Below are 25420 nucleotides of genomic sequence, written 5' to 3'. Positions count from 1 at the left end.
CGAGCCCTCCTTCGTACTGTCCATGGCTGCGAAATCATGCCGCTGCGCCACGCATCAATGCTTCCTGACCGAGGTCAATGCGCCCCAACACCTTGACCTTGGATGTGCTCCCCAACTCAGCGAAAGACAGCACCGGTACATGGTTGAACTCTTCGAGCAATAAAGTCCGCAAGGGGCTGCGCAAGTCCTGCGCCACCAACATCACGCTCTTGCTCTTGGCCCTCAAGGTAAAGGCCTGATTGAGCAGGTTGATAAACGCCGCGCTGTGATCCTGGTCCAACGCAAAGAACACCCCGGTCTGGGTCTGGCGCAGGGCTTCGCGCAGGATGTTTTCGCTTTGCGCAGACAACAGCCAGGCGTGCAGGCCGTCGGCTTCGCTGTACTGGTGATAGATCTGCGCCTTGAGAGCAATGCGTGCATAGTCGGCCAGGGCTTCCGGCTCACGCTCATGCTGTCCGTACTCGATCAGCGATTCGACAATCAGCCGCACCGCCCGCAGCGGGACACCTTCACTGGCCAGGCGCTGCAACACCGCAGAAAAACGCGACAGCGGCATGATGCGCTGCAGTTCCTGCACCAGTTCCGGCTGATTATGCTCAAGCCAACTCAGGATCGACTTGCTCTCCTGAATCCCCAGGAACTGTGGCCCGCTGAGCATCATCGCCTTCCTCATACGCTCCAGGATCAGGCTCGTGGCGGTGAAGCGCTCCAGTTGCGGATCATCAAGCAGCGTATCGTCAGGGGCCAACCAGAGCCAATCCTGTTCATCGCGCTCAGCCAACCCGGCGATGGCGTGCTCTGGCTCAACCTCAAACGCCATGCGCTCAACGGCCACATGATTGACCACTGACGCCCTGACCATGGGGACTTCATGCACACAAAAGCGCATCTCATCAGGGGCCAGGGAGTCATCGAGCTCGACTTCGAACGGCGGCAATGTCAGGCCAATATTGGCGACCAGCGAATTTCGCGCCTGGCGAATCCCGTGAATCAGATTCGTCACTTCAGGCGTGCCACGCAGAACAGGGGAAAACTGCAACAGGTAAGGGCGCGACGGGTCAAAGCCGCGCAAGTCCTCTTTACCGTTCTCTTCAGGGCGAACGACTTCGGCGGCCTCGTTGGAAGGCCCTGACTGGTGTTGACGCTGGCGCACCAGGTAGTAACCCACGCTGCCGGTGATCAGCGCGATCAGGATAAATACCAGGGTAGGCATACCTGGGACCGCGGCAAACGCAAGCATTCCCACCGAGGCAATTATCCAACTCTTGGGCTCGCTGGTCATTTGCCGGGCAATTTCGACGCCCATGTTACTGACGCCTTTGCGTCCATCCGGCGCAACACGGGTGATGATCATGCCCGCAGTCAAAGAGATCAGCAGCGCCGGAATCTGTGCAATCAGGCCATCGCCGATCGTCAGTACCGAATACAACGCCATCGAATCGCCTGCGCTCAAGCCGTGCTGGAACATTCCTGTGGAGAAGCCGCCCAACAGGTTGACCACGACGATGATCAAGCCGGCGATAGCGTCGCCCTTGACGAACTTCATCGCCCCATCCATGGCCCCAAACAGCTGGCTCTCACGCGACAACTGCTCACGCTTGTCCCTCGCCTGCATGCCGTCAATCAGCCCTGCACGCAGATCGCTATCGATAGACATCTGTTTGCCCGGCATCGCATCCAGGCTGAACCGCGCCGCCACCTCGGCGACCCGCTCCGAGCCTTTGGTGATCACCAGGAAGTTGACCAGGGTCAGGATCAGAAAGATCACCATCCCTACCGCCAGGTTTCCCCCCACCACGAAATTGCCGAAGGCCTCGACGATGTCACCGGCATCCTGTTCCAGCAGGATCAAGCGCGTGGTCGCAATCGACAGCGCCAAACGAAACATGGTGGTCAGCAACAGGATCGATGGGAACGATGAGAACGCCAGAGGGCCTGGTAGATAAAGCGCCAGTACGATCAACAGGCAAGATATGCAGATATTGAGCGCAATCAGAATATCTACCAGCCAGGTCGGCAGTGGCACGATAAAGATAAAAACAATGGCCATGACCACCACGGCGCCCAGCACTTCTGCGCGCTGTGCCACTTTGAGCAGCAAGCCGTTGATGGTCGACAGCAGGGTCACGTCATAACCCCGGCCAACTCAGGAAAACGCTGGGTACCACCGTCGATCCGGTTCAGCTCGTCCATCACCGCTACAAACCTGAACAAGGTTTCCTCACGGACTCTACTGTCAGACCATAAGGCCAACGGCAACTGCCGGATAAGAGGGTAAAGCGCGTTGAGAGCGGCCAGTTGCCTGGAGGGCGAACCACTCCCCATCTCATTCCCCAACCGCAGGATTTCCTCGGCGGCAACGCCGCTGTCGGCGTATCCAAGCAGGCGCTGCAGCAGGGAAACGGCGTCCTGATCAATGCCCAGTCGCAGGTTGAACGCCAGGCAATCGGCCAATACGGTGCCCAACTGCCCACAACTTCGCAGGCCCAGCAGCAAAGAACGCAACAGTGGGGTGGGCATCGATGACACCCGGGCCGCGATATCGTCTGCCAAGGCTTTACGCATCACATTGAGCCCTTCATAGAAGCGCTCGCCGCCGTATACGCCCAGCAGGGCTTGCATCATGGTCGCCAGCGATTGGCGCGTGACCACGCTGGCATAGTAGAGCGCGCGGAGCGCCTGGCGTTCCTGCGGGTCTGCGCCGGTTGCTTGCAAAGCGACGGCAATGTTCAGGCCAGCCTGGATTTCTCCTTTGAAACGCGCCTCGAATTTGGCAATGGCTGCGCGGGCCAAGGCAGCCTCGGATTTACGCAGCTCAGTGTCCGCCTGGCTTGCCACGTGCTTGAGGACCACGAACGCACGCGCCGGGTCGCCGCCTGTGAGGTCGAGCAATTTGTCGACGCTGGCGTTTTGCAGTAACTGCATCCTGATGCGGCGAGAAACCGAGGCCATGCTCGCCTGGGCCGGATGCCCCAACTGGTCATAAAGCTGCACCAGTTGTTCCGCAGCAGGCACGCGCGGGCCCATCTGCCGCTGGGCCAGCGGAAGTTTATTGAGCTCTACTTCCTGAGTGAACAGTTGGGCCAGTTCATCAACACCCTTCGCAGGCGCAGGCACGGCAGTATTGCTGATAACAGGTTGATCCAGGCGTTGGACCGTTGGCACATCGTTGCGCGATTCGACTTTCATGGACAGGCCAGTTCAGGAAGAGTGTGTCTCTGTGTGGCAAAGCCTACCCATATGGTTCCATTGAAAATCGAGACGACGGCAGGTTTGAAAATACTTGCACGGACCTCTAATCCTCACGTGCAAAAGTCTGCGCAAAAAAGCATCAATTCAAGATATTTATATATATAAATTAAGTAGTTACGTGATTTTTTCTGTTTGGCACAAGCAGTGCAATCGGGTTCCTGTCGATACGTTTCGACTGCGTCTACCTTAAGGAAAAAATCATGAATATTCCTATTGAAGCCTTAGTTCACCTTGGTGGCAATTCGCCTCAATTCATGCTTCATCTGACAGACGATCAACAGAAAAAGCTTCGCCGCTTTATTCATAAACGCGTGCTTAACCCGGAAGATGCGGATGATCTTTTGCAATTGACCTACCTGGAAGCCTGGCGTAATCGCGACCGTTTCAGCGGCACCGCAACGCTCAGCACCTGGATGTGCGGCATCGCGCAGAACCTGATCCGCAATCACTTTCGGCGCCTGTATGCCAAACCCGCACATTGCGAATTCGATGAGTCGCTGTGGCATGGCCAGGAAGATACCCACAGTCTGGATTGGGAGTTTGAGATCAACCGGCGCCTGGAAAATACCCTGAGCGCTATCGATCACTTGCCGACCGAGATGCGCAAGACGCTGTACGCCTCATTGGAAACCGACGGTAGCTATCAGGACACCGCCGACGTACTGGACATCCCTATCGGCACCGTGCGCTCGCGCCTGTCACGGGCACGCGAACAGCTCAAGCGCGTGACCCACACCCCCCTGCATCGCTAAGCTGAATTAGCCGGGCAAGCGTTGGGCGACAGGGATATCTGCCCAACACTGTCAGACTTGGCCTGATAGACACCAATGCTCTGCATCTGCCCCCGCTACAGAGCGCATCGGCCAGCGCCCCTCCCTGCCGCCTGTCACCCAAAGCAGCGTTTTCGGTTAAACGGTTGAAAGCGTAGAAAAAAATTCAACAAAAAGACTTGACGCATTGCCGTTCCGAGCGAATAATGCGCGCCACTTGGCTACATAGCTCAGTTGGTTAGAGCATAGCATTCATAATGCTGGGGTCCGGGGTTCAAGTCCCTGTGTAGCCACCAAGTACTAAAAACGGCTTACCGAAAGGTAGGCCGTTTTTTTGTGCGCGTAAAAAACTCCCCAACTGTATTTTGACGCCCCCAACCCCCACTGTTAGTGTCCAGCCTCCCTAAAATGCGGAGTGCCCCGATGAAACTGGACATCTACCAAGTCGACGCTTTCAGCCAACACCCCTTCGGCGGCAACCCGGCGGCGGTGTGCCCGCTCACCGAATGGTTGCCCGACGAGCAACTGCAGAATATCGCGGCTGAAAACAACCTCTCGGAAACCGCGTTTTTTGTACCCCGTGGCGAGTTCTACGAGCTGCGCTGGCTCACCCCCGAAGTCGAGGTAGACCTGTGCGGCCATGCCACCTTGGCGGCGGCCTGGGTATTGATTCATATGCTGGCCGATGCGCCGCAAGTGCTGCGTTTTGCCACGCGCAGCGGCGAGTTGCGGGTGACGCGCAATGGCGATGAACTGGCGATGGATTTCCCGGCCAAACAGCCCCAACGCTGCGAGCCACCGGCCGGAATGTTGAGCGCACTGGGCATTGAAACTGCCGAGGTGTTTGGCACCGATGACTACATCGTGCTGGTGGAAAATGAAGCGCAGGTGGCGGCACTGACACCCGATTTCGCACGGCTCAAGGGCCTGCCCAAACGTGGGATTGCAGTCACCGCCAAAAGCACACAGTTTGATTTCGTCTCACGCTGGTTCGGCCCGAATGTGGGGGTCAATGAAGACCCGGTCACCGGCTCGGCGCACACTTCGCTGGCACCGTTCTGGGCCGAGCGCCTGGGCAAGTTGCAACTGACCGCCGAGCAAGGCGGCCAGCGCAAGGGCCAGTTGCGCTGTGAACTCAAGGGCGACCGCGTGATTATCTCCGGCAAGGCGGTGCTGTACATGCAAGGCACGATTTATCTGTAAAACGCAGTTCCCGAAGGACAACAGATCATTCTCAAAATGAACGGAGTTCAGCGCGTGTTTTTGACTTCCCGCCGTCAGTTGACGGTCATCGCAGCAGCCCTGGCCCTTGCGGCCTGCCACACGTCTGTCACCGAACAACCACCAGCACCGGAGCTGGGTTCGGGCTACCGCACTGACCTGAATACCCGCCACGCCGAGCGTCATATGGCCGCCGCCGCCAACCCGCTGGCTGCCGAGGCCGGACGCGAGATGTTGCGCCAAGGCGGTTCGGCCATCGACGCGGCGATTGCGATGCAAGCGGTGCTGACCCTGGTGGAGCCACAGTCTTCCGGCATTGGTGGCGGTGCGTTCATCATGCTGTGGGATGGCAAAAACGTGCAGGCCTACGATGGCCGCGAGACCGCACCGGCGGGGGCGACCGAGCGCTTGTTCCTGAGGGCCGACGGCACGCCGATGGCGTTCACCGATGCGCAAATTGGCGGGCGCTCTGTCGGTACGCCGGGTGTATTGCGCGCACTGGAAATGGCGCACAACAAGAGCGGCCATCTGCAATGGGCAAAGCTGTTCGAGCCGGCGATCCGCCTGTCGGAGCAGGGCTTTGCCATTTCACCGCGCTTGCATAGCTTGATCGCGGCGGATCGCTTTATCGCGCAATCGCCCGAGATGGCGGCGTACTTCCTGAATGCCGATGGCTCGCCCAAAGCCACCGGCACGCTGTTGAAAAACCCGGCGCTGGCCGAGGTATTCAAGCGCATCGCCAAGGAAGGGCCGGATGCGCTGTACCACGGGGCGATTGCCGATGAGATCGCACGCAAGGTGCAGGGCAATCACAATGCCGGCAGCTTGTCCGTAGCCGACCTCAAGGGCTACAGCGCCAAGGAGCGCGCCCCACTGTGCACCGACTACAAACAATGGAAAATCTGCGGGATGCCGCCGCCCTCCTCTGGCGGGATTGCCGTGGCGCAGATCCTTGGCACCTTGCAGGCGCTGCAGACCCGCGACCCGCGCCTGGCGATCGCGCCGATGACCCCGAACAAGAGTACTTCGCCGGCCGGGCTTGAACCGACACCCGAGGCCGTGCACCTGATTGCCGAAGCCGGGCGCCTGGCCTTTGCCGATCGCGCCCTGTATGTGGCCGATGCAGACTTCACCCCCGTGCCGGTTGCCGGCCTTGTTGCACCCAACTACCTGGCCCGGCGCGCCGCGCTGATCGGCGAGCGCAGCATGGAGGTCGCCAAGCCTGGCCAACCGGAGGGCGTTCAAGTGGCGTATGCACCGGATCGCTCGCCGCTGCGCATCTCCACCTCGCAAGTGGTGGCGGTGGACGACCAGGGTGGCGCGGTGTCGATGACCACCACCGTCGAAGCGGCGTTCGGCTCCCACGTGATGGTCCAGGGCTTTTTGCTCAACAACCAGATGACCGATTTCTCGTTCATCCCCGAAGAAAACGGCCAGCCTGTGGCCAACCGCGTGCAACCCGGCAAGCGCCCGCGCTCGGCCATGGCTCCGACCCTGGTGTTCGATCGCAACAGTGGTGAGTTGCTGGCCACCGTGGGCTCCCCGGGCGGTTCGCAGATCATCGAGTACGTGAGCAAATCCCTGGTGGCCATGCTCGACTGGAAGCTCGACCCGCAAGCGGCCATCAGCCTGCCGAATTTCGGCAGCCGCAATGGCGCCACTGAGTTGGAAACCGGCCTGTTCAGCCCTGCGCTCAAACAAGCGCTCAAGGACAAGGGCCATGCCCTGAGCGAGATCGATATGACCAGCGGCGTGCAGGCCATCGTGCGCACGCGGGATGCCCAGGGCAAGGTGACATTGAGCGGCGGTGCTGACCCTCGGCGTGAAGGTGAGGCGCTGGGTGACTAAGGGGTTTTGATCAACGGAGAATGCACGGTGCACACAGCCCACAACCTCGGCGCCCTACCCGGCGTCGATCACGGTTTTTGTTCGATTGATGACCCGCTGCGACCTGATGATGTGTTCATCTGCAAGCAGGTGCACAGCGCGTCGGTGATTGAATGGCAGTCGGGCCAAGTGACTAATACGGTTGAGGCGGACGGGGTGTTCACCCGGAGCCGGCAGCCAATTGCGGTCATCACGGCCGACTGTTTGCCCATCCTGATCGCAGGCGGTGATTTAGTGGCCGCCATTCATGGCGGCTGGAAGGGCCTGCAACGCGGGATTATCGGCAATGCCGTGCAGCGTTTTATCGATGAAGGCATTAGCGCGGACCAGTTGCGGGTGGCAATTGGGCCGTCGATCAAGCCTTGCTGCTATGAGGTGAGTGAAACGTTCATTGCCCAGTTCCAAGCGGATCAAGGCCACCTATGGGAGGACAGCCAGGCGCCCTGGAGCATTGAGCAAACGACACCGCTACAAGCTCCGCACATTACACCGCCCCACGCCAGGCAAGCGGGAAGTGCCTGGTTTGACTTGAGCGGGTATGGGCTGCTGTTGCTGCAAGCGGCGGAGGTCAAGCGCGAGCAGATCGAGGTGAGTGACGTGTGCACTTATTGCACATCACCGACGTTTGCCAGCTATCGCAGGAGGACGCATCACTTGGAGGAGCCGAAGACATTGATCTATTCGTGGATTGCTCGTACGACCTGACGGACATACCGTACCTTGTGGCGAGGGAGGTTGCTCCCGCTGGGCTGCGAAGCAGCCCTTGAACCGCAAGCCACCAGCAATCAGCGGCTGATCTTCAACCCCTTGCGCCCCGCATGTCGCTCCAGCGCCAACTCAATCAACCGGCTCACCAACTCGCTGTAGCTCATGCCCGCCGCTTGCCACAGCTTGGGGTACATGCTGATGCGGGTAAAACCGGGCAGTGAGTTGATCTCGTTGATCAGGACTTCGCCCTCATTCGTCAGGAACACATCCACCCGCGCCAGCCCTGCGCAACCCAGCACCTCAAAGGCTTCGATGGCCAGGCGGCGAATTCGCTCGCTGGCTTCATGGCTGATAGCCGCAGGCACCACCACTTGGGCGGCCTGATCGTCGATGTATTTACTGTCGTAGGAATAAAAGCCGTTGCTCACCACAATTTCGCCGCAACCGCTGGCGATGGGGTGATCATTACCCAATACAGCGCATTCGATTTCACGGCCCTGCACGGCGGACTCCACCAGCACTTTTTCATCAAAGCCCAGCGCCAGTTCAACCGCGGCGCGGTACTCGGCTTCGTTGCCGACTTTGCTCACGCCCACTGAGGAGCCCTGGTTGGCGGGCTTGACGAACATCGGCACGCCGAGCTTGTTCGCCGCCGCTTCAAAGGAAGTGCGCGCCGCGTTGCCACGGGTGAGGGTGATGAACGGCGTGACGGCAATACCCGCGTCACGCAGCAGGCGCTTGCTGATGTCTTTGTCCATGCACACGGCCGAGCCAAGCACGTCGGAGCCGACGAAAGGCAAGTCGGCCATACGCAGCAAACCTTGCAGGCAACCGTCTTCGCCAAGGGTGCCGTGGACAATCGGGAAGATCACATCAATATGTTCCAGCAGGCCCTGCCCGGAGGTTTCCACCACCTGCTGGCTGGCCTTGCCGGGCACCACCGCCAATTCGCGGTTGGATTGGTTGAGGGCGATCAGGGCCGGGTTTTCCTGGTTGATCAGGAAGTTCGACGTGTCGTTGAGGTGCCAGTGGCCGGCCTTGTCGATACCGATCAGGATGGGCTCGAAGCGCGAACGGTCGAGGGCATCGACGATGTTGCGCGCCGATTGCAGCGAGACCTCATGCTCAGCCGAACGGCCACCAAAAATAATACCTACCCGCACCTTGCTCATGACCTGGCCTCACTGTTGAAAGTAAGGCTTCTTACCACGGGTAGTCAGCGGTTCGCCACCAGATGCGCCCCGAACAACAGATAGCAACTGCCGGCAAAGCGGTCGAGCCACTTGCGCGAACGGCTGTAGAGGTTGGCCATGCGCTCGCTGGAAAACACCAAGGCTACGCTGGAATACCAACTGAACGACAACGTAGCCATGGTGATGACCGCCAAGGTCAGCAACGTCGGCGAGGGTGAGGGCGGCATGGTCGAGGCGAAGGCCGTGGCGACGAACAGAGCGGCCTTGGGGTTGGACAAATTGCCGAGCAAACCGAAACGCCATGCGGAAAATAATGAACGTCGCGGCTCATCGGGCAACACCGCCTGCCCCGTTGTCGGCGCCGAGCGCTTGAACAGCTTTAGCCCAAGGTAGATCAGGTAGCAACCGCCGATGATCTTGAACGCCAGGTACAACATGGGCGCGGCGGTAAACAGCGACTTGATACCCAGGCCACCTGCCAGCCCCCAAATAATCGTGCCCGTCGCTACGCCCGCCGACGCCACTACGCCGTGACGTCGCGAACAACTGGCGGCCAATTGCGCCGTATTGAAGAAGTTGGGGCCGGGGGTCACCACGGCGACCGTCCACAGCAGCGCGAGCGAGACCAGCGGCGCCACATAGGCAGGGTTGAAAACATCCATGGAGGGTTCACCAGCGTAGTAGACGAACAGCGATCATAGGCCCCGGCCGACGCCTGCACAATCGTACAAGACCCCAGGCAGACAACCGCGGCAGACTCGGTTAACGTGTTCCCACCTCCTTCTGTGACAAGTCACCATGGGCAAACCCACCCACTCCCTCGACTGGCTGCACCGCGCCCCGCACGCCAGCGGCCTGGACCGTATCGAGGCGTACTTTGCCGGTTTCGCATTCGACCCCCATCGCCATGACACCTACGCCATCGGGCGCACGTTGTTCGGCGTGCAGAGTTTTCATTATCGCGGTGGCATGACCCACAGCATGCCTGGCACCACCATGGTGATTCACCCGGACGAAACCCACGACGGCCGTGCCGGCAGCGATGAAGGCTTCAAGTACCGGATGATTTATGTGGAGCCGGCGCTGATCCAGCAGATCCTCGGCGGCAAACCCTTGCCTTTCATTCCCGGCGGCTTGTCCACCGACGCTCGGCTGCACCGTGCCAGCGAGGTATTGCTGCAAAGCCTGGATTGCCCGATTGACCGGATGCAAGAGCAGGACGCCATGTTCGACCTGGCCCAGGCCCTGAGCGAGGCATCCGGTGCCGTCGTCAGCCGTAAATCCTTCGACTACGCAGCCGCCGAACGCGCCCGTGAATTTATCCACAGCGCCCTGGGCCGCAGCATCACCCTGGATGAAATAGCCGACCATGCCGACCGCGACCGCTGGGCGTTATCGCGGGATTTTCGCTTGTTGTTCGGCACCAGCCCCTACCGCTACCTGACCATGCGCCGACTGGACCTGGTGCGCCACTTGTTGGCCCAGGGCCAATCGTTGGTGGATGCGGCCATGACCGCAGGCTTCACCGACCAAAGCCACATGACCCGGCAATTTCGCAGCACATACGGGATGCCGCCATCGCGTTGGGTAAAGATGCTCGGACGCTGAGTGCTGGGTTGGAATACGTTCAAACTGTGGGAGCTGGCTTGCCTGCGATGCAGACACCTCGGTGTATCAGGCACACCGCTATCGCAGGCAAGCCAGCTCCCACAGTTGGATGAGGTGGTGTTGCTGGCATTTGGTCATGGTTTGTAAAGGGCCAGCAAGCTGTGTCCCTTTAAATTGCAGGACGTTTCCGAGACAATCCCTGCCGCCTTGTGCCTGTTGGAATCGATGGCTAGTCTTCGGTCCGTCGCTGGATTTCAGTGATCGGGTTTAGTCGCTCGGATTTAATAGGCGCATGGTCCTCCATGAGGTTTTATGGTGGCTGTGCGCAGGGCGCCCTCGGGTGCGCCGGACTTTGCCTATTTGCCGGTCGACTAACCTGCGTACAGCCGCCACCCAACGTTTAGTCGCGACGGGTCGGCTCCTTTGAGTTAATAGGAGTTACACCATGACCAAAGCACTTCCCGATCCACCCATGGACTGCCTCGTCGTCAACGAAGACCTCAGCTTCGAAGACGCTCAACTCTATATTTCCCATCTGATCAACAGCGCCTCTGCCACCGTGTGGGACTGTTGCGATCACCTGCAACCCCATGACCGTGCCAGAATCCATGCCGCGTGGCATTTGCTGGAGATGGCCAAGACCGTGCTAAACCGCACCATCGAGTGCATGCCACGCACCTGAAAACACGACAAAACTCATGTGGGAGCTGGCTTGCCTGCGATGCAGACACCTCGGTACATCAGGTACACCGAGGTGATGCTATCGCACGCAAGCCAGCTCCCACATTTGGGTTCTGTTGTCGCCAAAATCGAGTTTGGTGTCCGAACGTGCTCTTTAGCTCGACAACTGATTGGCGAACTGCCCGACCGCACTCACCACTTTTTGCGCACCGTCCTGAATTTCCACAATCACCGTACCCGCCTCGGCCGCCAGGGCCAGGCCTTGCTCGGCTTGCAGGCGACCGTCGGCCATCAGCGCAACCGCATCGCGGGCCATGTCCTGGTTCTGGCGCACTACGCCGACGATTTCCTCGGTGGCTTTGCTGGTGCGTGAAGCCAGTTGCCGCACTTCATCGGCCACCACCGCAAAGCCACGCCCCTGCTCACCGGCACGCGCGGCTTCGATGGCGGCGTTGAGCGCCAGCAGGTTGGTCTGCTCGGCAATGCCACTGATGGTCTTGACGATGCTGCCGATTACTTGGGACTGGGCATTCAACGCCTCGATGCCTTCACCGGCCTGCTGCATGTGCTGGGCCAGATCGCGCATCACGTCCACGGCCTGGGTGACCACGGTGGTGCCGCGCTGGGCGCTGTCGTCGGTTTGCAAAGAGGTGCTGTAGGCAATATTGGCGGCCTCGGCCACTGCCTGCTCGCGGTTGACCTGGTCGGTAATGACCGTGGCAAACTTGACCACTTTGTACAGCCGCTCATTGGCGTCCACCACCGGGTTGTAGGTGGCCTCCAGCCACACCAGGCGGCCGTGGCTGTCCACCCGTTTGAAGCGCGCGGCGACGAACTCACCGGCGTTCAGGCGCTTCCAGAACTGCTGGTATTCGGCACTGTTGTATTCCTGTGGCTCACAGAACATACGGTGATGTTTGCCTTCGATCTGCGCCAGGCTGTACCCCATGGCGCCGAGGAAGCGGTCATTGGCGGTGAGCACATGCCCGTCCAGGTCGAACTCGATCAACGCGGTGGAGCGCATTAGCGCGGTGATGAGGTTTTCATGTTCACGCGAACTCTCGATGGTGCGGGTAAGGTCGCTGGAGAACATCGAAAACTGCTTGATGCGCCCCTGTGAACTGCGCACCGGCTGCAAGATTGAGCGCAACCAGGCTTCTTTGCCATTGCCACGCATAAGGCGCACGGCGCCGGCGAAGTGTTCCCCGCGGGCCAGCGCGTGCTTGAAGCGCAGTTGGAACTCGTCCTGGCGCACATGTGCCGGCACCAGGTCTTCGATCGCGCGCCCGACAATCTCGCCCAGCGAGTAAGCCAGTTCCTGCAGGAAGTTGGCATTGGCCCACTCCACACGGCCTTCAGGGTCCAGTGTCAGGCAGAGCATTTCGTTTTCCAGGCTCTCTTTCACCTGGAGCAAGCTCGACAATTCTTCGCGCAGAGCGGTCAGCTCCTGCTTCAGGCCGGTATTGAACATGGGGCACCGTTAGGCAAGTGAGGTGGGTGTTCTAACTTGCATCGGCGCTGCCGGGGTTTTCTGAAGAGTGCTTGAGCCCTGGGCCGAACTATATTTTCAACCGCCATTGTTACGGCATACGCCCATGACCTGATATTCCAGGGTATTGAGCTTGCCGCTGGAGTCTTCATAGGTCATGCGCGACGGCACGACGTTGCACGAGCGGATCGGCGGCGTCACGTTGACGACCTTGGCAATGTCCAGGTCCATGCCATAGCGGTAAGCCTGAACCTCGGGCACCGGCTTGCCTTTTTTGATCGCGTAGGCGGCCATGGCTTTCTCATTGCGCTCCATCATCAGGGCAAAGGTGCGATCCCCGCCCCCTTCGGCCAGTGCGCCAAATGACAACACAGCCGTTAATACAGCCACACCTACTTTATAAAAGTTCATTGCGGTTTCCTCGACTGAAAAGTTCAGTGTCGAGATTAACCAACCCACCCTGACGCCAGGTTCACCAGAACATTACGTATTTGTTAGATGGCCGTTAGTTTCCAGAATCGTAATCTTCACGCAATGCGCCTGTTATACGCCGTTTGCAACTATCAGCCTGGGCCAGATCAATAAGAACGCCTGCCTCTATAAGAAGCCGATAACTGCCATCACCGAGGAGCGCATCATGAATATTCGTCACTACACCCTTCCCTTTTCACTGATGGCCGCGTTGCCCCTGGCCGTGGCGGCAGGGCAGGAAAAGCCCGAGGGTTTTATCGAAGGCAGCAGCCTGAACGTACTGGCGCGCAATTTTTACTTCAATCGCGACGATCGCAAGGGCCAATCCAGCCCCACCGGTAACGGCTATTCCGAAGCCTGGGCGCAGGGGCTGATCAGCCGGTTCGAATCCGGCTTTACCCAAGGCACCGTGGGGTTTGGCCTGGACGCGTTTGCCATGCTGGGGCTCAAGCTCGACTCCGGTGCAGGCCGCAGTGGCGGCAAGGGCTCGTTCGGTGTGTTGCCAGTGGACAGCGCCAATCAGCCCGAAAACCGCTACAGCAAACTCGGCGGCGCGGCGAAACTGCGGGTATTGGATACGGTAATCAAGGCCGGCGACGTATTCCCGCTGACGCCCGTAGTGGCGTACGGCGATTCACGGGTATTGCCCCAAAGCTTTCGCGGTTTCACCGTGCAAAACACCAGCCTGGAAGGTCTGAGCCTGCAAGGCGGACGCTTGAGCGGCATGAGCCAGCCCAATGAAAGCGGGATGAACAACGGCTTTGCGACGTTCTATGCGGGCAAGGTCGACTCACCCTGGGTGGGCTATGTCGGCGGCGACTATCAATTCAATAAACACCTGAGCGTCAGCCTCTACAGCAGCCGTTTGAAAGACGCGTGGAATCAGTACTACTTCGGCAGCAACGCCACCTATGCGCTGACCGACGACGTGTCACTGTTCAGCGATTTCAACTACTACAAGGCCGTGGACGAAGGCCGCAAACGACTCGGCGAATTCGACAACAACATCTGGAGCGCCAGGCTTGGGGTCAAGGTCGGCGCCCATAGCGTGGCCGTGTCGCACCAGCGCAACAATGGGGACGATGACTTCGACTACCTGCGCCAGTCTGATTCGATCTTCCTCAACAACTCGATCCAGTACAGCGACTTCAATTCGCCCAAGGAGCGCTCATGGATGGTGCGCTACGACCTGGACATGCAGGCGTTCGGCATCCCGGGCCTGTCGTTCATGACCCGCTACGGCAAGGGCACCGGCGCCGACTACAGCAATGCCAACACCGTGTATATGCGTCGCGATGCGGCGGGTAACCCGCTGACCGATCAACGCCGTTGGGAACGGGATATCGAGGCCAAGTACGTGGTGCAAAGTGGGCGTTTCAAGGATTTTTCCCTGCGCTTGCGCCAGGCCACCGTGCGCTCAAGTGCCTTTGAGTCCGATCTGGAAGAAGTTCGCTTGATTGCCGAATATCCACTGGCCGTTTTGTGACACTTACATTCGCTCGCGATTAACTAACATCTGTTCACAAATAGCCGGTTATCAAAATTGTAATATTGGCCTCAGCTTCTCGTTAAGTTCAACTTTCTATACTCGCGCCAACTTATTTACCGAGCACGTTCATCTCTGAAGCTTTTGTGTAGCTCCTTTGGAAAGAGATGAATTTTTAACGCCCCGCTTGGGGCGTTTTTTTTGCCTGCGGCGCGGTGCGACCGACGGTCGCAGTTGACCCTAGAGTTACTTCAGCCTTCAGACTTTTCCCACTTTGATAACAGCCGCCATAAGGACATGGGCGCCTTCTCTCCATCATTCAAGAGGTAACCCCCATGCGTATCCTTGTGATTGAGGACGAGCAAAAAACCGCTGACTATTTGCGACAGGGTTTGAACGAAAGCGGCTACGTGGCCGACTGCGCCGCCAATGGCATTGATGGCCTGCACCTGGCCGAGCAGCATGCCTACGAGTTGGTGATTCTGGACGTCAACCTGCCGGGCAAGGATGGCTGGCAAGTGCTGGAACAACTGCGCCGCAATGGCAACCAGCGGGTGATGATGCTCACGGCCCGCGGCAGGCTGGCGGACAAGATCAAGGGCCTGGACATGGGCGCCGACGATTACCTGGTCAAGCCGTTCGAGTTCCCCGAGCTGCTGGCGCGGGTGCGCACCCTGTTGCGGCGCAGCGAACACATCCCCCAGCCGGAAGTGTTCCGCGTCTCGGACCTGGAACTGGACCCGCGTCGCCACCGCGCCTATCGCGGCACTCGGCGCATCGACTTGACCACCAAGGAATTCGCCCTGCTGCAGGTGCTGATGCGCCAGAGCGGTGAAGTGCTGACCCGCACGCAGATTATTTCGCTGGTGTGGGACATGAATTTCGACTGCGACACCAATGTGGTGGAAGTCTCCATCAGCCGCCTGCGCGCCAAGGTCGACGACCAGAGCGAGGTCAAGCTGATCCACACCATTCGCGGCGTCGGCTACGTGCTGGAGGCGCGCCCATGAAAACCGGCAGCCTGTCGATGCGCCTGGGTTTGACCGTCAGCCTGATGGGCGCGGGCCTGGTGTTGCTGCTGGCGACCCTCGCCTACCTGGCCCTCACCCATGAGCTTGAAAAACTGGCGCGCAAGAACCTGGAAAGCAAGATGGAACAGATCCAGCACAGCCTCGCCATGGGCCTGGACGCCCATGGTATTCGCGGCCGCCCACATTCGCTGATGGACCTGGTGATGGGCCACGACAATTTCCACCTGACAATCGTCGGTACCGCGCCCGATAACAGCGTGCTGCTGAACGTCGGCAGCAAGCCCCAGGAACCACTGCTCACCGACTTCAAGCCACGGGAAACCATTGGCTATCTCAATTGGGTCGACAGCTACGGCAACCAAATACTCAGCGCCTCCAGCCTGATGCGCCTGGCCAACGGTGAACGTGTGCGAGTATTGCTGTCCCTGGACCGCATGGACGACCAGGCATTGCTCAGTGCCTACCTGCGCGCCACGCTGATTGCGCTGCCGCTGCTGTTGATATTGATCGGCATGGGCGCCTGGTGGCTGGTGCAACGTGGCCTGGCGCCGTTGAAGCAGTTCAGCCAGGTGGCGGCGAAAGTCACGACCCAGGACCTCACCCATCGCTTGTCAGTGGACAACTTGCCCCACGAACTGGGTGAACTGGCCCAAGGCATCAACGTGATGCTCGACCGCCTGGATGCCGGGGTGCAGCAACTGTCGCAATTCTCCGATGACCTGGCTCACGAACTGCGCGCGCCCTTGACCAACCTCATGGGCAAGGCCCAGTTGACCCTCTCGCGTGAGCGCCCGCCGCAGGAATACAAGGCGGTGCTGGAATCCAACACCGAAGAGCTCGAACGCCTGGCTCGCATCGTCAGTGACATGCTGTTCCTGGCCCAGGTCAGCCATCCGGCGGCGCGGGCCTCATTCACCGAGGTGTCCCTGGCGCAGGAAGCCCAGCGCGTGATGGAGTTGTTTGCCCTGAGTGCCGAAGACAAACACGTCACCCTGAGCCTGCGCGGCGAGGCCTGGGTGACTGGGGATCGTCTGATGATCCAGCGGGCGATTTCCAATTTGCTCTCCAATGCCATTCGCCATACGCCTGAAGGTTCGAGCATCCTGCTGTTGGTGGAAACCTACGGCCAGAGCGTGTCGCTGTCGGTGGGTAACCCCGGCCGAGGCATCGACGCGCACCACCTGCCGCACCTGTTCGAACGTTTCTACCGCGCCGACAGCAGTCGTACCCGCGCCGAAGGCGGCAACGGGCTGGGGTTGGCCATAGTGAAATCGATCATGCATTTGCATCAGGGGCATGCTCATGTCACCAGCCAGCCGGGGCGTTTCACACGGTTTAGCCTGGTGTTTCCTTTGCAAACAACAGAGATCTCATGTGGGAGGGGGCTCGCCCCCGATGGCAGTGTGTCAGTCAACACATGTATCAACTGACCTGCCGCTATCGGGAGCAAGTCGAATCGTCGCACCGCCCCCCCCACATTGGTTGTGTGGTGCATTCAAGATTGTTATTCGGCCTCTTCTTCACGGCGATGGGCCCACTGGTACAACGCCGGCAGCACCAGCAATGTCAGCAAAGTCGAAGAAATAATCCCGCCAATCACCACCGTCGCCAACGGGCGCTGTACTTCGGCGCCGGTGCCGGTGGCGAGTGCCATGGGGATAAACCCGAGGGACGCTACCAGCGCGGTCATCAACACCGGGCGCAGGCGGGTCAGTGCGCCTTCGTGGATTGCCACCGATAACGAGCGGCCTTCTTCACGCAGGTTGCGGATAAAGGCGATCATCACCAGCCCGTTGAGCACCGCCACACCGGACAAGGCAATAAAGCCCACCCCTGCCGAAATCGATAGCGCAATATCCCGCAGCCACAGCGCCATGATTCCACCAGTCAGCGCGAACGGAATCCCGGTGAACACCAGCAAGCCGTCCTTGAGGTTGTTGAACATCATGAACAGCAGGCCGAACACCAGCAGCAACGCCACCGGCACCACGATACGCAGGCGCTCGGAGGCTTCTTTCAACTGCTCGAATTGCCCGCCCCAGGTGGTCCAGTAGCCGGCAGGGACTTTCACCTGGGTGGTGATGGCGGCTTCGGCTTCCTCGACAAACGAGCCGATATCACGCCCCCGCACGTTGGCGCTGACGATCACCAGACGCTTGCCGTTCTCGCGGCTGATCTGGTTGGGGCCCAGCACCAGGTCGAGGCTGGCGACCTGGGACAAGGCAATAAAGCCCAGTTGCCCCGAGGTACTACCGGCCAGCGCCGGCACCGGAATCAACAGCCGTGACAAGCCTTCGATGTCTGTGCGCAGCGCGTCGGACAAGCGCACCACCATGTCGAAACGCCGATCACCTTCGTACAACGTACCGGCCTGACGCCCACCGACGGCGACAGCGATGGTGTCCTGCACATCGCCCACATTCAGGCCAAAGCGAGCGGCCTTGTCGCGGTCGATATTGATGGTTAGTACCGGCAAGCCGGAGGTCTGTTCCACCTTCACTTCCGAGGCGCCGTTGAGCTTTTGCAGGGTCTCGGCGATTTCCCCGGCGGTGCTGTTGAGTACCGCCATGTCATCGCCAAACACCTTCACCGCCACATCGCTGCGCACCCCGGAAATCAGCTCGTTGAAGCGCAGCTGGATCGGTTGCGACAGCTCGTACGCGCTGCCCGGCACAATCGCACTGGCCCGTTGGATATCGGCAATGAGGGCCTCGCGGGACTTCTTCGGGTCCGGCCATTGGTCCTTGGGTTTAAGCATCACGTAGCTGTCGGAAATATTCGGCGGCATCGGGTCGGAGGCGATTTCCGCCGTACCGGTGCGCGCAAATACCCGCTCGATTTCCGGCACTTGGGCCAGTAAGGTTTTTTCCAGTTGCTGCTGCATCTGCACCGATTGCGTCAGGCTGGTGCCGGGTACACGCAGCGCCTGCTGGGCGAAGTCGCCCTCGCTGAGGCTGGGGATAAATTCGCTGCCCATACGGCTGGCGACCAGGCCCGATAGGACGATGGTCAGCAGCGCCAGGCCAAATACCAAGGACCGGCGCGTCATCACCCAATTGAGCACCGGGTCATACACCCGGCGTGCGCTGCGCATGACGAAGTTTTCTTCTTCCTTGACCTTGCCGGTGACGAACAACGCAATCGCCGCCGGTACGAAGGTCACCGACAGAATCATCGCGCCGAGCAAGGCAATCACCACCGTGAACGCCATCGGGTGGAACATCTTCCCGGCCACCCCGGTAAGAGCAAAGATCGGCAGGTACACCACCATGATGATCAACTGCCCGAAGATCAGCGCCCGTCGCGCCTCTTTGGCAGCAGCGAACACTTCGTGCAGGCGCTCACTGCGGGTCAGCAGGCGGCCGTGACGCTGCTGCGCATGGGCCAGGCGGCGGATGGCGTTCTCGACGATCACCACCGCGCCGTCAACGATAATGCCGAAGTCCAGCGCGCCGAGGCTCATCAGGTTGGCGCTGACTTTGTTGGTGAACATGCCGGTGAAGGTGAACAGCATCGCCAACGGAATCACCATCGCCGTGATCAGCGCCGCACGGATATTGCCCAGGAACAGGAACAACACCGCCACCACCAGCAACGCACCTTCGAAGAGGTTCTTCTTCACGGTGGCGATGGCTTTTTCCACCAGGTTGGTGCGGTCGTAGACGGTGACCGCCACCACGCCTTCGGGCAGCGAGCGGTTGATCTCCTCAAGTTTTTTCGCCACTGCCTGGGACACGCTGCGGCTGTTCTCACCGATCAACATGAACACGGTGCCCAGCACGACTTCACGGCCGTTTTCGGTGGCGGCGCCGGTGCGCAGCTCGCGGCCAATGTCGACCTGAGCCACATTGCGCACGCGGATCGGCGTGCCGTCCGAGGTGGTGATGACAATGTTGGCGATGTCATCGATAGACGCCACTTGCCCCGGCGCGCGGATCAACAACTGCTCGCCGCTGCGCTCGATATAACCGGCACCAACGTTGGCGTTGTTGCGCTCCAGCGCGGTCACCAGATCGTTGAGCGTCAGGTTATAGGCCGCCAGGCGCTTGGGGTCCGGTGCGATCTGATATTCCTTGGCGAAGCCGCCAATGGTATTGATCTCGGCCACGCCCGGCACGTTGCGCAACTGCGGTTTGATGATCCAGTCCTGGATCACCCGCAAATCGGTGGGGGTGTAAGGCGTACCGTCCTCTTTGCGCGCACCGTCCTCAGCTTCCACGGTCCACAGGAAAATTTCCCCGAGCCCGGTGGAAATCGGCCCCATCGCGGTTTCGATGCCATCGGGCAATTGTCCTCGGGCCACTTGCAGGCGCTCGTTGACCAGTTGGCGGGCAAAGAACAGGTCGGTGCCGTCCTTGAAAATCACCGTGACCTGGGACAAACCGGAACGCGACAGCGAACGCGTCTGCTGCAAGCCGGGCAGACCGGCCATGGCGGTTTCGATGGGAAAGGTGATGCGCTGCTCGGTTTCCAGCGGCGAAAAACCGGCGGCCGCCGAGTTGATCTGCACCTGCACGTTAGTGATGTCAGGTACCGCGTCGATGGGCAATTTCTGGTAGCTGGCGATGCCGACACCGGCCATCAACAGTACCGCCAGCAACACGATGATGCGCTGCTCGATGGCGAATTGGATAAGGCGCTCAAACATGGGGAGTCACTCGCAGATCAATGGGCGTGTTCGGCCGAGCCTTTGCCCAGTTCGGACTTGAGGATGAAGCTGCCAGCCGTCGCCACTTGCGCACCGGCCTCCAGGCCCTGACGCACTTCGACGTAGCCGTTTTCACTGACGCCCAGTTCAAGATGACGGGTGATAAAGCCGTCTGCGGTGCGTACGAACACCGAGGGTTTGTCCTCGACGGTCTGGATCGCAGCTTGCGGCACGGTGACCTTGGCCTGGTAGGTATCGGTGGCGACCTGCACGGCCACGAATAAACCAGGACGCCAGGCGTCGTCGGGGTTGGGCACCGTCACACGCACGGTGGCGGTGCGCGTTTGCTCGCCGAGCAAGTTGCCGACATACGCCACGGTGCCCAGCACTTCGGTGCCCATTTCCGTCGAGCTGACTTTTACGGGTTTGCCTACACGGACCTTGTTCAAGTCCTTGGGAAAGACACCGAAGGTGACCCACACTTGAGACAGGTCCGAGAGCGTGAACGCGTTGCTGGTTTCACTGACCACCTCGCCCACGCCCAAGTGTTTTTCCACCACCACCCCGGCGAACGGCGCCCGCAGTTCATAGCGATTGCCACCGGCCAGAACTGCGCTGCCGCTGAGGGCGGTCATCTTTTGCCGGGCATTGTTCAGGGCGATTTCGGCTTCTTGCAGGGTTTGCCGCGCCAGCAGGTAATCCTGCTCGGCGGAGATTTTGTCCTGCCACAACTGGCGCTCGCGCTCAAAGGTGGTACGCGCCAGTTCGACCCGGCGCTGGCTGGCCGCCAACTCACTGCGCTGGTCGGAAATCTGCTGGCTGGCGATCACCGCCAACAGCTCGCCTTTTTTTACCGACTGGCCCAGATTGACGTTCACCGCTTCCACCACACCCGCAGCACGGGGCACGATGTGGGAGGTACGGTCTTCATCAAAACGCACCTCGCCGGGCAGCGTCAGCACCGTGCTAATCGAGCGCGGCTGAGCCTGGGCCAGTTGAATACCGGCGGCCTGGATCTGCTGCTCGGTGAGTTCAAGTTTGCCTTCTTCTTCCTCGGCGTGGGCCAAGCCCGATAGCAGCAGGCCCAAGGCGACGGCGAGCGCCATGCCATGTTTTTTGTTCATCAGGGGACTCCAGGAAAAATCAAAACCGGGCGAGGTCGCCGTAAATTCGTTCGATACGCACCCAGGCATCGGTGGCCTGGGCCGTCGCCGCGAGGTACTGGGTGCGGGCCGCGATCAAGGTACGCTGGGCGTCGAGCACATCGAGAAAGTTGAACTTGCCCATCTCGAAGCCACGGGTGGCGCTGTCGACCGCGCTCTGTGCGGCAGGCAGGATCTGTTGGTTGAACGCACGCACTTCGGTGTTCGCCGTTTGCCACAGGTCCAGGGCCTGGCGGGTTTCGGTGCGCAGGCGCAGCTCGGCGGCGTTGCGCAGGTCGCGGGCCTGGTCGGCGCGTCGAGTGGCCGCGAGGATGTTGCCCTGGTTGCGGTTGAACAGCGGGATCGGCATCGACACGCCCACTAGGTTGACCCGCTCGCGCACGCTGGCGTCATACTGGCTGCCGATGGACACATCCAGGTCCGGAATGCGCTGGGCTTTTTCCAGGCCCACGCTGGCTTCGTTCTGCACAATATTGAGTTCGGCCAGGCGCAGTTCGGCGGTTTGCTCAAGACGGGCCAGCAATGGCGCGGCGGCGGGTAACGCCGGCGCGGAGGTGCTTGGCGTGGCGACGGCCTGGAAGTCGGTGGCCGCGCTGCCGGTACTGGTGGCCAGGCGGCGGTAGGCGTCAGTGAGGCCAATCTGGGCGCGGTTCAGTTCCAGGCGGATTTCCGATACCTGCACCTGGGCGCGGGTGGCTTCCACCGGTGATGACTTGCCGGCGGTGACGCGCCCGTTGGCGACCACCAGGCCGCGTTCGGCAAGCGTCATTGAGCGTTGCGCCAGGTCGAGGCGCTCCTGAGCGCGCAGAGCGCCGTAATAGCTGTCGATGACCTCGGCGCGCAACAGGTTGCGGCGCTGCTCCAGGGTCAGCGCGGCGGCATCCTGGGCGCGAGTGGCCACCTCGATGCGCGCACCGCGCTTGCCGCCCAGTTCCAGGGTCTGGCTGAGCTTGATGCTGGTAGTGCGGCTGTTGCGGCGGGTGTCTTCGGCGTCCCAGGAGGCCACCGGGTTGGGGATCAAGCCGGCCTGCTGGCGGCCGCCCTGGGCGATGTCGATTTCCCATTGTGCGGCCGCCAGGTCCGGGTTGTTGGCGAAGGCGGTTTGCAGCGCTGCATCGAGGGTGAGGGGTTGTGCCTGGGCGGCGTTTGCGGATATCCACATTGCCAATGCCGCCGCCCCCAACAGTGTTCTAACGGAAATTGCCATAACGAGAGTTCCACGCCCATGAAGTCGCTGAGGTGTCCCAGCGGAGGCAATGTAGCTGTCGGTACTTATCAGGGCCGTGGGTGAAAGATTACAAATCCGTTAGCCAGGCTCAGGCATGCACGTCGTCGTGATCGTCATGCTGAAAACCCTCGCCCTCGACCTGGATCGTGGCATGGGAAATATCGAATTGCTCGTGCAGTAACTCCGTCACTCGGCTGAGGATCTGTTGCTCAGTACCCTGGGACGCATCCGCGACCAAATGCGTACTCAGCACATTCTTGCCACTGGTGAGGGCCCAGATGTGCAGGTCGTGCACGTCCTTGACCCCAGGCACGCTGCGGATGCCCTGCTCCACCTGCTCGATATCGACGCCTTCCGGCACACCCTGAAGCAGGATGTTCATGCTCGCCTTGAGCAGGGTCCAGGTGCGCGGCAATACCCAAAAGCCGATGGCGGCCGCGACCACGGAATCGACCCAACCCCAGCCGGTGAACATGATCACCAGCGCGGCAATGATCACGCCGACGGAGCCGAGCATGTCGCTCCAGACTTCCAGATAGGCACCCTTGACGTTAAGGCTCTCGCCGCTGGCCGCGCTGAGCAGGCGCATGGAGATCAGGTTGACGACCAGCCCCAGCAGCGCAATCACCAACATGCCGGTGGACTGGATCTCGGCGGGCGCCTGCAGCCGCTGGTAAGCCTCGTACAAGATGTAGAACGCCACGGCGAACAGCAGCAATGCATTGAACGCGGCCGCCAGAATCTCGAACCGCGCATACCCGAAGGTGCGCTTGCGATCTGCCGGGCGCTTGGCGACCTGGATCGCCACCAGGGAAATCGCCAGGGCCAGGGCGTCGGTCATCATGTGCGCCGCATCGGACAACAGCGCGAGGCTGCCGGTGACAAAGGCGCCGATGACTTCGGCCAGCATGAAGCTGCCGGTCAGCCCCAGGGCGATCCATAACTTGCGTTCGTGACCGGCGCGTACTTGGGCGTGGCTGTGTCCTGCGCTCATGGGATGTCCTTGTGGGTTGGGAGGAAGCGGATCATAGAGCTATAGGCCAGATCCACGGGCATGGTTTGCAAAATTGTCATCTGAGCGCCAGAACGTCGTTAGCGTTGAGCGCACCAAAATCGTTCATGGACACGCTGGGGCAGTTCTATCAGGTATGCTTTTCAAGCCGAAACAAAAAGAAACATATTAGCCAACCTGCTCGATAAGGAGTTCCGTTTTGGAGTTATCGACTGCCGCGTGGATGGTTCACGACACCCGCCTTATGCTCTGCGTCCTGCTGGCCATCGCGAGCATCATCGTGCTGATCAGCGCGACCAAATTGCCGCCGTTCCTGTCGATTCTGATCGGTACCTTTATCGCCGGTGTGGGTGCCGGTCTGCCACCAGAGGAAGTGGCCAAAGCGTTCAGCAAGGGCGCCGGGGCGATTCTGGGTGAGGCCGGGATTATCATTGCCCTGGGCGCAATGCTCGGCGCGCTGATGGCCGAATCCGGCGCAGCCGACCGTATCGCCACTACCTTGCTTGGGCTGGGCAAAGGCAAGTCATTGCCGTGGGTGATGGCGCTGGTCGCCATGGTGATCGGCCTGCCGCTGTTCTTTGAAGTGGGCCTGGTGATGATGGTGCCGATCATCTTTGTGATGGCCAAGCGCTCGAACCAGCCGCTGCTGAAAATCGCCATCCCGGCATTGGCGGGCATGACCACTCTGCACGCCCTGATGCCGCCGCACCCGGGGCCGCTGATTGCCGTGGGCGCGTTGCACGCCGACCTGGGCCTGACCATGTTGCTGGGCTTTTGCCTGGCGGTACCGGCGGTGATCCTGGCCGGGCCGCTCTACGGCAACTGGCTGTCCAAGCGCCTGCATGTGGATGAACCCGCCGAGATCGGCGCACTGTTCAGCGCACCGCCCAAGGCCCCGCGCCAGCCGAGCTTTGGGGTGTCATTGCTGATCATTCTGTTGCCGGTGATCCTGATGCTCGGCAGCACGCTGGCCAAAGTCGCGCTGGCGCCGGAAAGCCCCCTCGGCCTGACCTTGAAATTTCTCGGTGAACCGCTGATCGCCCTCGGCCTGGCCGTCATCGCCGCAGTGATTTGCCTCGGCTGGGCCGCAGGCATGCCACGCGCCGACGTCGGCAACACCTTGCGCAAAGCCCTGGCGCCCATCGCCGTGTTGCTGCTGACCATCGGCGCCGGTGGCGGCCTCAAGCAAACCCTGCTGGACGCAGGCGTCAGCCAGACCATCAGCAAGGTCGCCGAAGGCGCGCATATGCCCTACCTGTTGCTGGCCTGGCTGATCGCCGTGGCCCTGCGCCAAGCCACCGGCTCGGCCACAGTCGCTACCACTACGACGGCGGGCATCCTCGCGCCGATGATGGTCGGGTTGGCGGCAACGCAAAGCTCATTGGTCGCCCTCGCGATTGGCGCCGGCTCGGTGTTTTTTTGTCACGTCAACGACGCCGGGTTCTGGATGGTGCGTGAGTACTTTGGCTTGCAGTTGAAGCAGACGATATGGGTGTGGTCCGTGTTGCAGACGATTGTTTCGGTGGTTGGGTTGGTGGGTACCTTGTTGCTCTGGCACTTCCTGACCTGACC

Annotated in this window: 19 protein-coding genes, 1 tRNA gene and 2 pseudogenes; 11 read left to right on the top strand and 11 right to left on the bottom strand. The window is 60.4% G+C overall.

Going from position 1 to position 25420, the window contains the following annotated elements; genetic code table 11:
* Nucleotides 1-34: 34 nt before the first annotated feature.
* Nucleotides 35-2128 carry a type III secretion system export apparatus subunit SctV gene (gene sctV, locus PSEBG33_RS23225; protein ID WP_005784568.1) on the bottom strand — a complete coding sequence of 698 codons (2094 nt, stop codon included), beginning with the start codon at nucleotides 2126-2128 and terminating at the stop codon, nucleotides 35-37.
* Entirely contained in the window at nucleotides 2125-3189 is a 1065-nt protein-coding gene (locus PSEBG33_RS23230) for a TyeA family type III secretion system gatekeeper subunit (protein WP_005784566.1), read from the bottom strand. The genes sctV and PSEBG33_RS23230 overlap by 4 nt, the downstream gene beginning before the upstream one ends.
* A 263-nt stretch (nucleotides 3190-3452) precedes the next feature.
* Between PSEBG33_RS23230 and PSEBG33_RS23235 the strand changes: the two genes are divergently transcribed.
* The 5 genes from PSEBG33_RS23235 (at nucleotide 3453) to PSEBG33_RS23255 (ending at nucleotide 7835) form a co-directional block, all read left to right on the top strand.
* Nucleotides 3453-4004 (top strand): RNA polymerase sigma factor, encoded by a 552-nt coding sequence (locus tag PSEBG33_RS23235; RefSeq protein WP_005784564.1) that lies wholly within the window; start codon nucleotides 3453-3455, stop codon nucleotides 4002-4004.
* A 237-nt stretch (nucleotides 4005-4241) separates the two neighbouring features.
* Nucleotides 4242-4318: transfer RNA gene (locus tag PSEBG33_RS23240), tRNA-Met, on the top strand.
* 127 nt (nucleotides 4319-4445) lie between these two features.
* Complete coding sequence (locus PSEBG33_RS23245) at nucleotides 4446-5225, top strand: PhzF family phenazine biosynthesis protein (RefSeq protein ID WP_005784562.1); 780 nt, start codon at nucleotides 4446-4448, stop codon at nucleotides 5223-5225.
* A 36-nt stretch (nucleotides 5226-5261) separates the two neighbouring features.
* On the top strand, nucleotides 5262-7091 hold the full coding sequence (gene ggt / locus PSEBG33_RS23250) for a gamma-glutamyltransferase (RefSeq protein ID WP_050989023.1): 1830 nt from the start codon (nucleotides 5262-5264) through the stop codon (nucleotides 7089-7091).
* Nucleotides 7092-7118: 27 nt separating this feature from the next.
* Nucleotides 7119-7835: a polyphenol oxidase family protein gene (locus tag PSEBG33_RS23255; RefSeq protein WP_005784559.1), complete on the top strand. Its 717-nt coding sequence runs from the start codon at nucleotides 7119-7121 to the stop codon at nucleotides 7833-7835.
* An 80-nt stretch (nucleotides 7836-7915) separates the two neighbouring features.
* Here the strand turns inward: PSEBG33_RS23255 and ddlA are convergent, their stop codons facing one another.
* Nucleotides 7916-9010 carry a D-alanine--D-alanine ligase gene (gene ddlA, locus PSEBG33_RS23260; RefSeq protein ID WP_005784557.1) on the bottom strand — a complete coding sequence of 365 codons (1095 nt, stop codon included), beginning with the start codon at nucleotides 9008-9010 and terminating at the stop codon, nucleotides 7916-7918.
* Nucleotides 9011-9054: 44 nt separating this feature from the next.
* Nucleotides 9055-9693, bottom strand: coding sequence for a LysE family transporter (locus tag PSEBG33_RS23265; protein WP_005784554.1), 639 nt, complete (start codon nucleotides 9691-9693; stop codon nucleotides 9055-9057).
* A gap of 136 nt (nucleotides 9694-9829) precedes the next feature.
* Between PSEBG33_RS23265 and PSEBG33_RS23270 the strand changes: the two genes are divergently transcribed.
* Nucleotides 9830-10639: an AraC family transcriptional regulator gene (locus PSEBG33_RS23270; RefSeq protein ID WP_005784552.1), complete on the top strand. Its 810-nt coding sequence runs from the start codon at nucleotides 9830-9832 to the stop codon at nucleotides 10637-10639.
* A 445-nt stretch (nucleotides 10640-11084) separates the two neighbouring features.
* A complete protein-coding gene (locus tag PSEBG33_RS23275; RefSeq protein ID WP_005784550.1) occupies nucleotides 11085-11321 on the top strand; it encodes a hypothetical protein in 237 nt (78 codons plus the stop codon).
* A 153-nt stretch (nucleotides 11322-11474) separates the two neighbouring features.
* Here the strand turns inward: PSEBG33_RS23275 and PSEBG33_RS30045 are convergent.
* From PSEBG33_RS30045 to PSEBG33_RS23285, 3 genes and pseudogenes are all read right to left on the bottom strand, one after another.
* A pseudogene (locus PSEBG33_RS30045) lies at nucleotides 11475-11906 on the bottom strand (methyl-accepting chemotaxis protein); the annotation flags it as partial.
* A 108-nt stretch (nucleotides 11907-12014) separates the two neighbouring features.
* Nucleotides 12015-12701, bottom strand: a pseudogene (locus PSEBG33_RS30040) (PAS domain-containing protein); the annotation flags it as partial.
* A gap of 186 nt (nucleotides 12702-12887) precedes the next feature.
* On the bottom strand, nucleotides 12888-13220 hold the full coding sequence (locus tag PSEBG33_RS23285; RefSeq protein WP_003188305.1) for a DUF2790 domain-containing protein: 333 nt from the start codon (nucleotides 13218-13220) through the stop codon (nucleotides 12888-12890).
* 226 nt (nucleotides 13221-13446) lie between these two features.
* Between PSEBG33_RS23285 and PSEBG33_RS23290 the strand changes: the two genes are divergently transcribed.
* The 3 genes from PSEBG33_RS23290 to PSEBG33_RS23300 all read left to right on the top strand — a co-directional run bounded on the left by PSEBG33_RS23290 (nucleotide 13447) and on the right by PSEBG33_RS23300 (nucleotide 17227).
* A complete protein-coding gene (locus tag PSEBG33_RS23290; RefSeq protein ID WP_005784546.1) occupies nucleotides 13447-14766 on the top strand; it encodes an OprD family porin in 1320 nt (439 codons plus the stop codon).
* Nucleotides 14767-15101: 335 nt separating this feature from the next.
* Nucleotides 15102-15776, top strand: a complete 675-nt coding sequence (locus PSEBG33_RS23295; protein WP_005784544.1) for a heavy metal response regulator transcription factor — start codon at nucleotides 15102-15104, stop codon at nucleotides 15774-15776.
* Nucleotides 15773-17227: a heavy metal sensor histidine kinase gene (locus tag PSEBG33_RS23300; RefSeq protein ID WP_005784543.1), complete on the top strand. Its 1455-nt coding sequence runs from the start codon at nucleotides 15773-15775 to the stop codon at nucleotides 17225-17227. The genes PSEBG33_RS23295 and PSEBG33_RS23300 overlap by 4 nt, the downstream gene beginning before the upstream one ends.
* Before the next feature lie 74 nt (nucleotides 17228-17301).
* On the opposite strand, the gene PSEBG33_RS23305 is transcribed toward PSEBG33_RS23300, so the two are convergent.
* From PSEBG33_RS23305 to PSEBG33_RS23320, 4 genes are all read right to left on the bottom strand, one after another.
* Nucleotides 17302-20445, bottom strand: coding sequence for a CusA/CzcA family heavy metal efflux RND transporter (locus PSEBG33_RS23305; RefSeq protein ID WP_005784541.1), 3144 nt, complete (start codon nucleotides 20443-20445; stop codon nucleotides 17302-17304).
* A gap of 17 nt (nucleotides 20446-20462) precedes the next feature.
* A complete protein-coding gene (locus PSEBG33_RS23310; RefSeq protein ID WP_005784540.1) occupies nucleotides 20463-21569 on the bottom strand; it encodes an efflux RND transporter periplasmic adaptor subunit in 1107 nt (368 codons plus the stop codon).
* Between the two features lie 19 nt (nucleotides 21570-21588).
* Nucleotides 21589-22815 (bottom strand): TolC family protein, encoded by a 1227-nt coding sequence (locus tag PSEBG33_RS23315; RefSeq protein WP_005784537.1) that lies wholly within the window; start codon nucleotides 22813-22815, stop codon nucleotides 21589-21591.
* Nucleotides 22816-22924: 109 nt separating this feature from the next.
* Nucleotides 22925-23830, bottom strand: a complete 906-nt coding sequence (locus PSEBG33_RS23320; protein WP_005784535.1) for a cation diffusion facilitator family transporter — start codon at nucleotides 23828-23830, stop codon at nucleotides 22925-22927.
* A gap of 217 nt (nucleotides 23831-24047) precedes the next feature.
* Here PSEBG33_RS23320 and PSEBG33_RS23325 point away from each other — a divergent pair, with 217 nt between their 5' ends.
* Nucleotides 24048-25418 (top strand): gluconate:H+ symporter, encoded by a 1371-nt coding sequence (locus PSEBG33_RS23325; protein ID WP_005784533.1) that lies wholly within the window; start codon nucleotides 24048-24050, stop codon nucleotides 25416-25418.
* Nucleotides 25419-25420: the final 2 nt, after the last annotated feature.

Origin of the sequence: Pseudomonas synxantha BG33R (assembly GCF_000263715.2) — a bacterium.
Lineage (GTDB): Bacteria > Pseudomonadota > Gammaproteobacteria > Pseudomonadales > Pseudomonadaceae > Aquipseudomonas > Aquipseudomonas synxantha_A.
This window is presented reverse-complemented; position numbering and strand designations above follow the sequence as displayed.

Excerpts from the sequence above, each read along its gene's own strand:
- PSEBG33_RS23230 (WP_005784566.1), bottom strand. The coding sequence starts at position 3,189 with ATGAAAGTCGAATCGCGCAACGATGTGCCAACGGTCCAACGCCTGGAT.
- PSEBG33_RS23285 (WP_003188305.1), bottom strand. The coding sequence starts at position 13,220 with ATGAACTTTTATAAAGTAGGTGTGGCTGTATTAACGGCTGTGTTGTCA.
- ggt (WP_050989023.1), top strand. The coding sequence starts at position 5,262 with ATGAACGGAGTTCAGCGCGTGTTTTTGACTTCCCGCCGTCAGTTGACG.
- PSEBG33_RS23265 (WP_005784554.1), bottom strand. The coding sequence starts at position 9,693 with ATGGATGTTTTCAACCCTGCCTATGTGGCGCCGCTGGTCTCGCTCGCG.
- PSEBG33_RS23235 (WP_005784564.1), top strand. The coding sequence starts at position 3,453 with ATGAATATTCCTATTGAAGCCTTAGTTCACCTTGGTGGCAATTCGCCT.
- ddlA (WP_005784557.1), bottom strand. The coding sequence starts at position 9,010 with ATGAGCAAGGTGCGGGTAGGTATTATTTTTGGTGGCCGTTCGGCTGAG.
- PSEBG33_RS23295 (WP_005784544.1), top strand. The coding sequence starts at position 15,102 with ATGCGTATCCTTGTGATTGAGGACGAGCAAAAAACCGCTGACTATTTG.
- PSEBG33_RS23300 (WP_005784543.1), top strand. The coding sequence starts at position 15,773 with ATGAAAACCGGCAGCCTGTCGATGCGCCTGGGTTTGACCGTCAGCCTG.
- PSEBG33_RS23245 (WP_005784562.1), top strand. The coding sequence starts at position 4,446 with ATGAAACTGGACATCTACCAAGTCGACGCTTTCAGCCAACACCCCTTC.
- PSEBG33_RS23270 (WP_005784552.1), top strand. The coding sequence starts at position 9,830 with ATGGGCAAACCCACCCACTCCCTCGACTGGCTGCACCGCGCCCCGCAC.
- PSEBG33_RS23310 (WP_005784540.1), bottom strand. The coding sequence starts at position 21,569 with ATGAACAAAAAACATGGCATGGCGCTCGCCGTCGCCTTGGGCCTGCTG.
- PSEBG33_RS23315 (WP_005784537.1), bottom strand. The coding sequence starts at position 22,815 with ATGGCAATTTCCGTTAGAACACTGTTGGGGGCGGCGGCATTGGCAATG.
- PSEBG33_RS23290 (WP_005784546.1), top strand. The coding sequence starts at position 13,447 with ATGAATATTCGTCACTACACCCTTCCCTTTTCACTGATGGCCGCGTTG.
- PSEBG33_RS23305 (WP_005784541.1), bottom strand. The coding sequence starts at position 20,445 with ATGTTTGAGCGCCTTATCCAATTCGCCATCGAGCAGCGCATCATCGTG.
- PSEBG33_RS23320 (WP_005784535.1), bottom strand. The coding sequence starts at position 23,830 with ATGAGCGCAGGACACAGCCACGCCCAAGTACGCGCCGGTCACGAACGC.
- PSEBG33_RS23275 (WP_005784550.1), top strand. The coding sequence starts at position 11,085 with ATGACCAAAGCACTTCCCGATCCACCCATGGACTGCCTCGTCGTCAAC.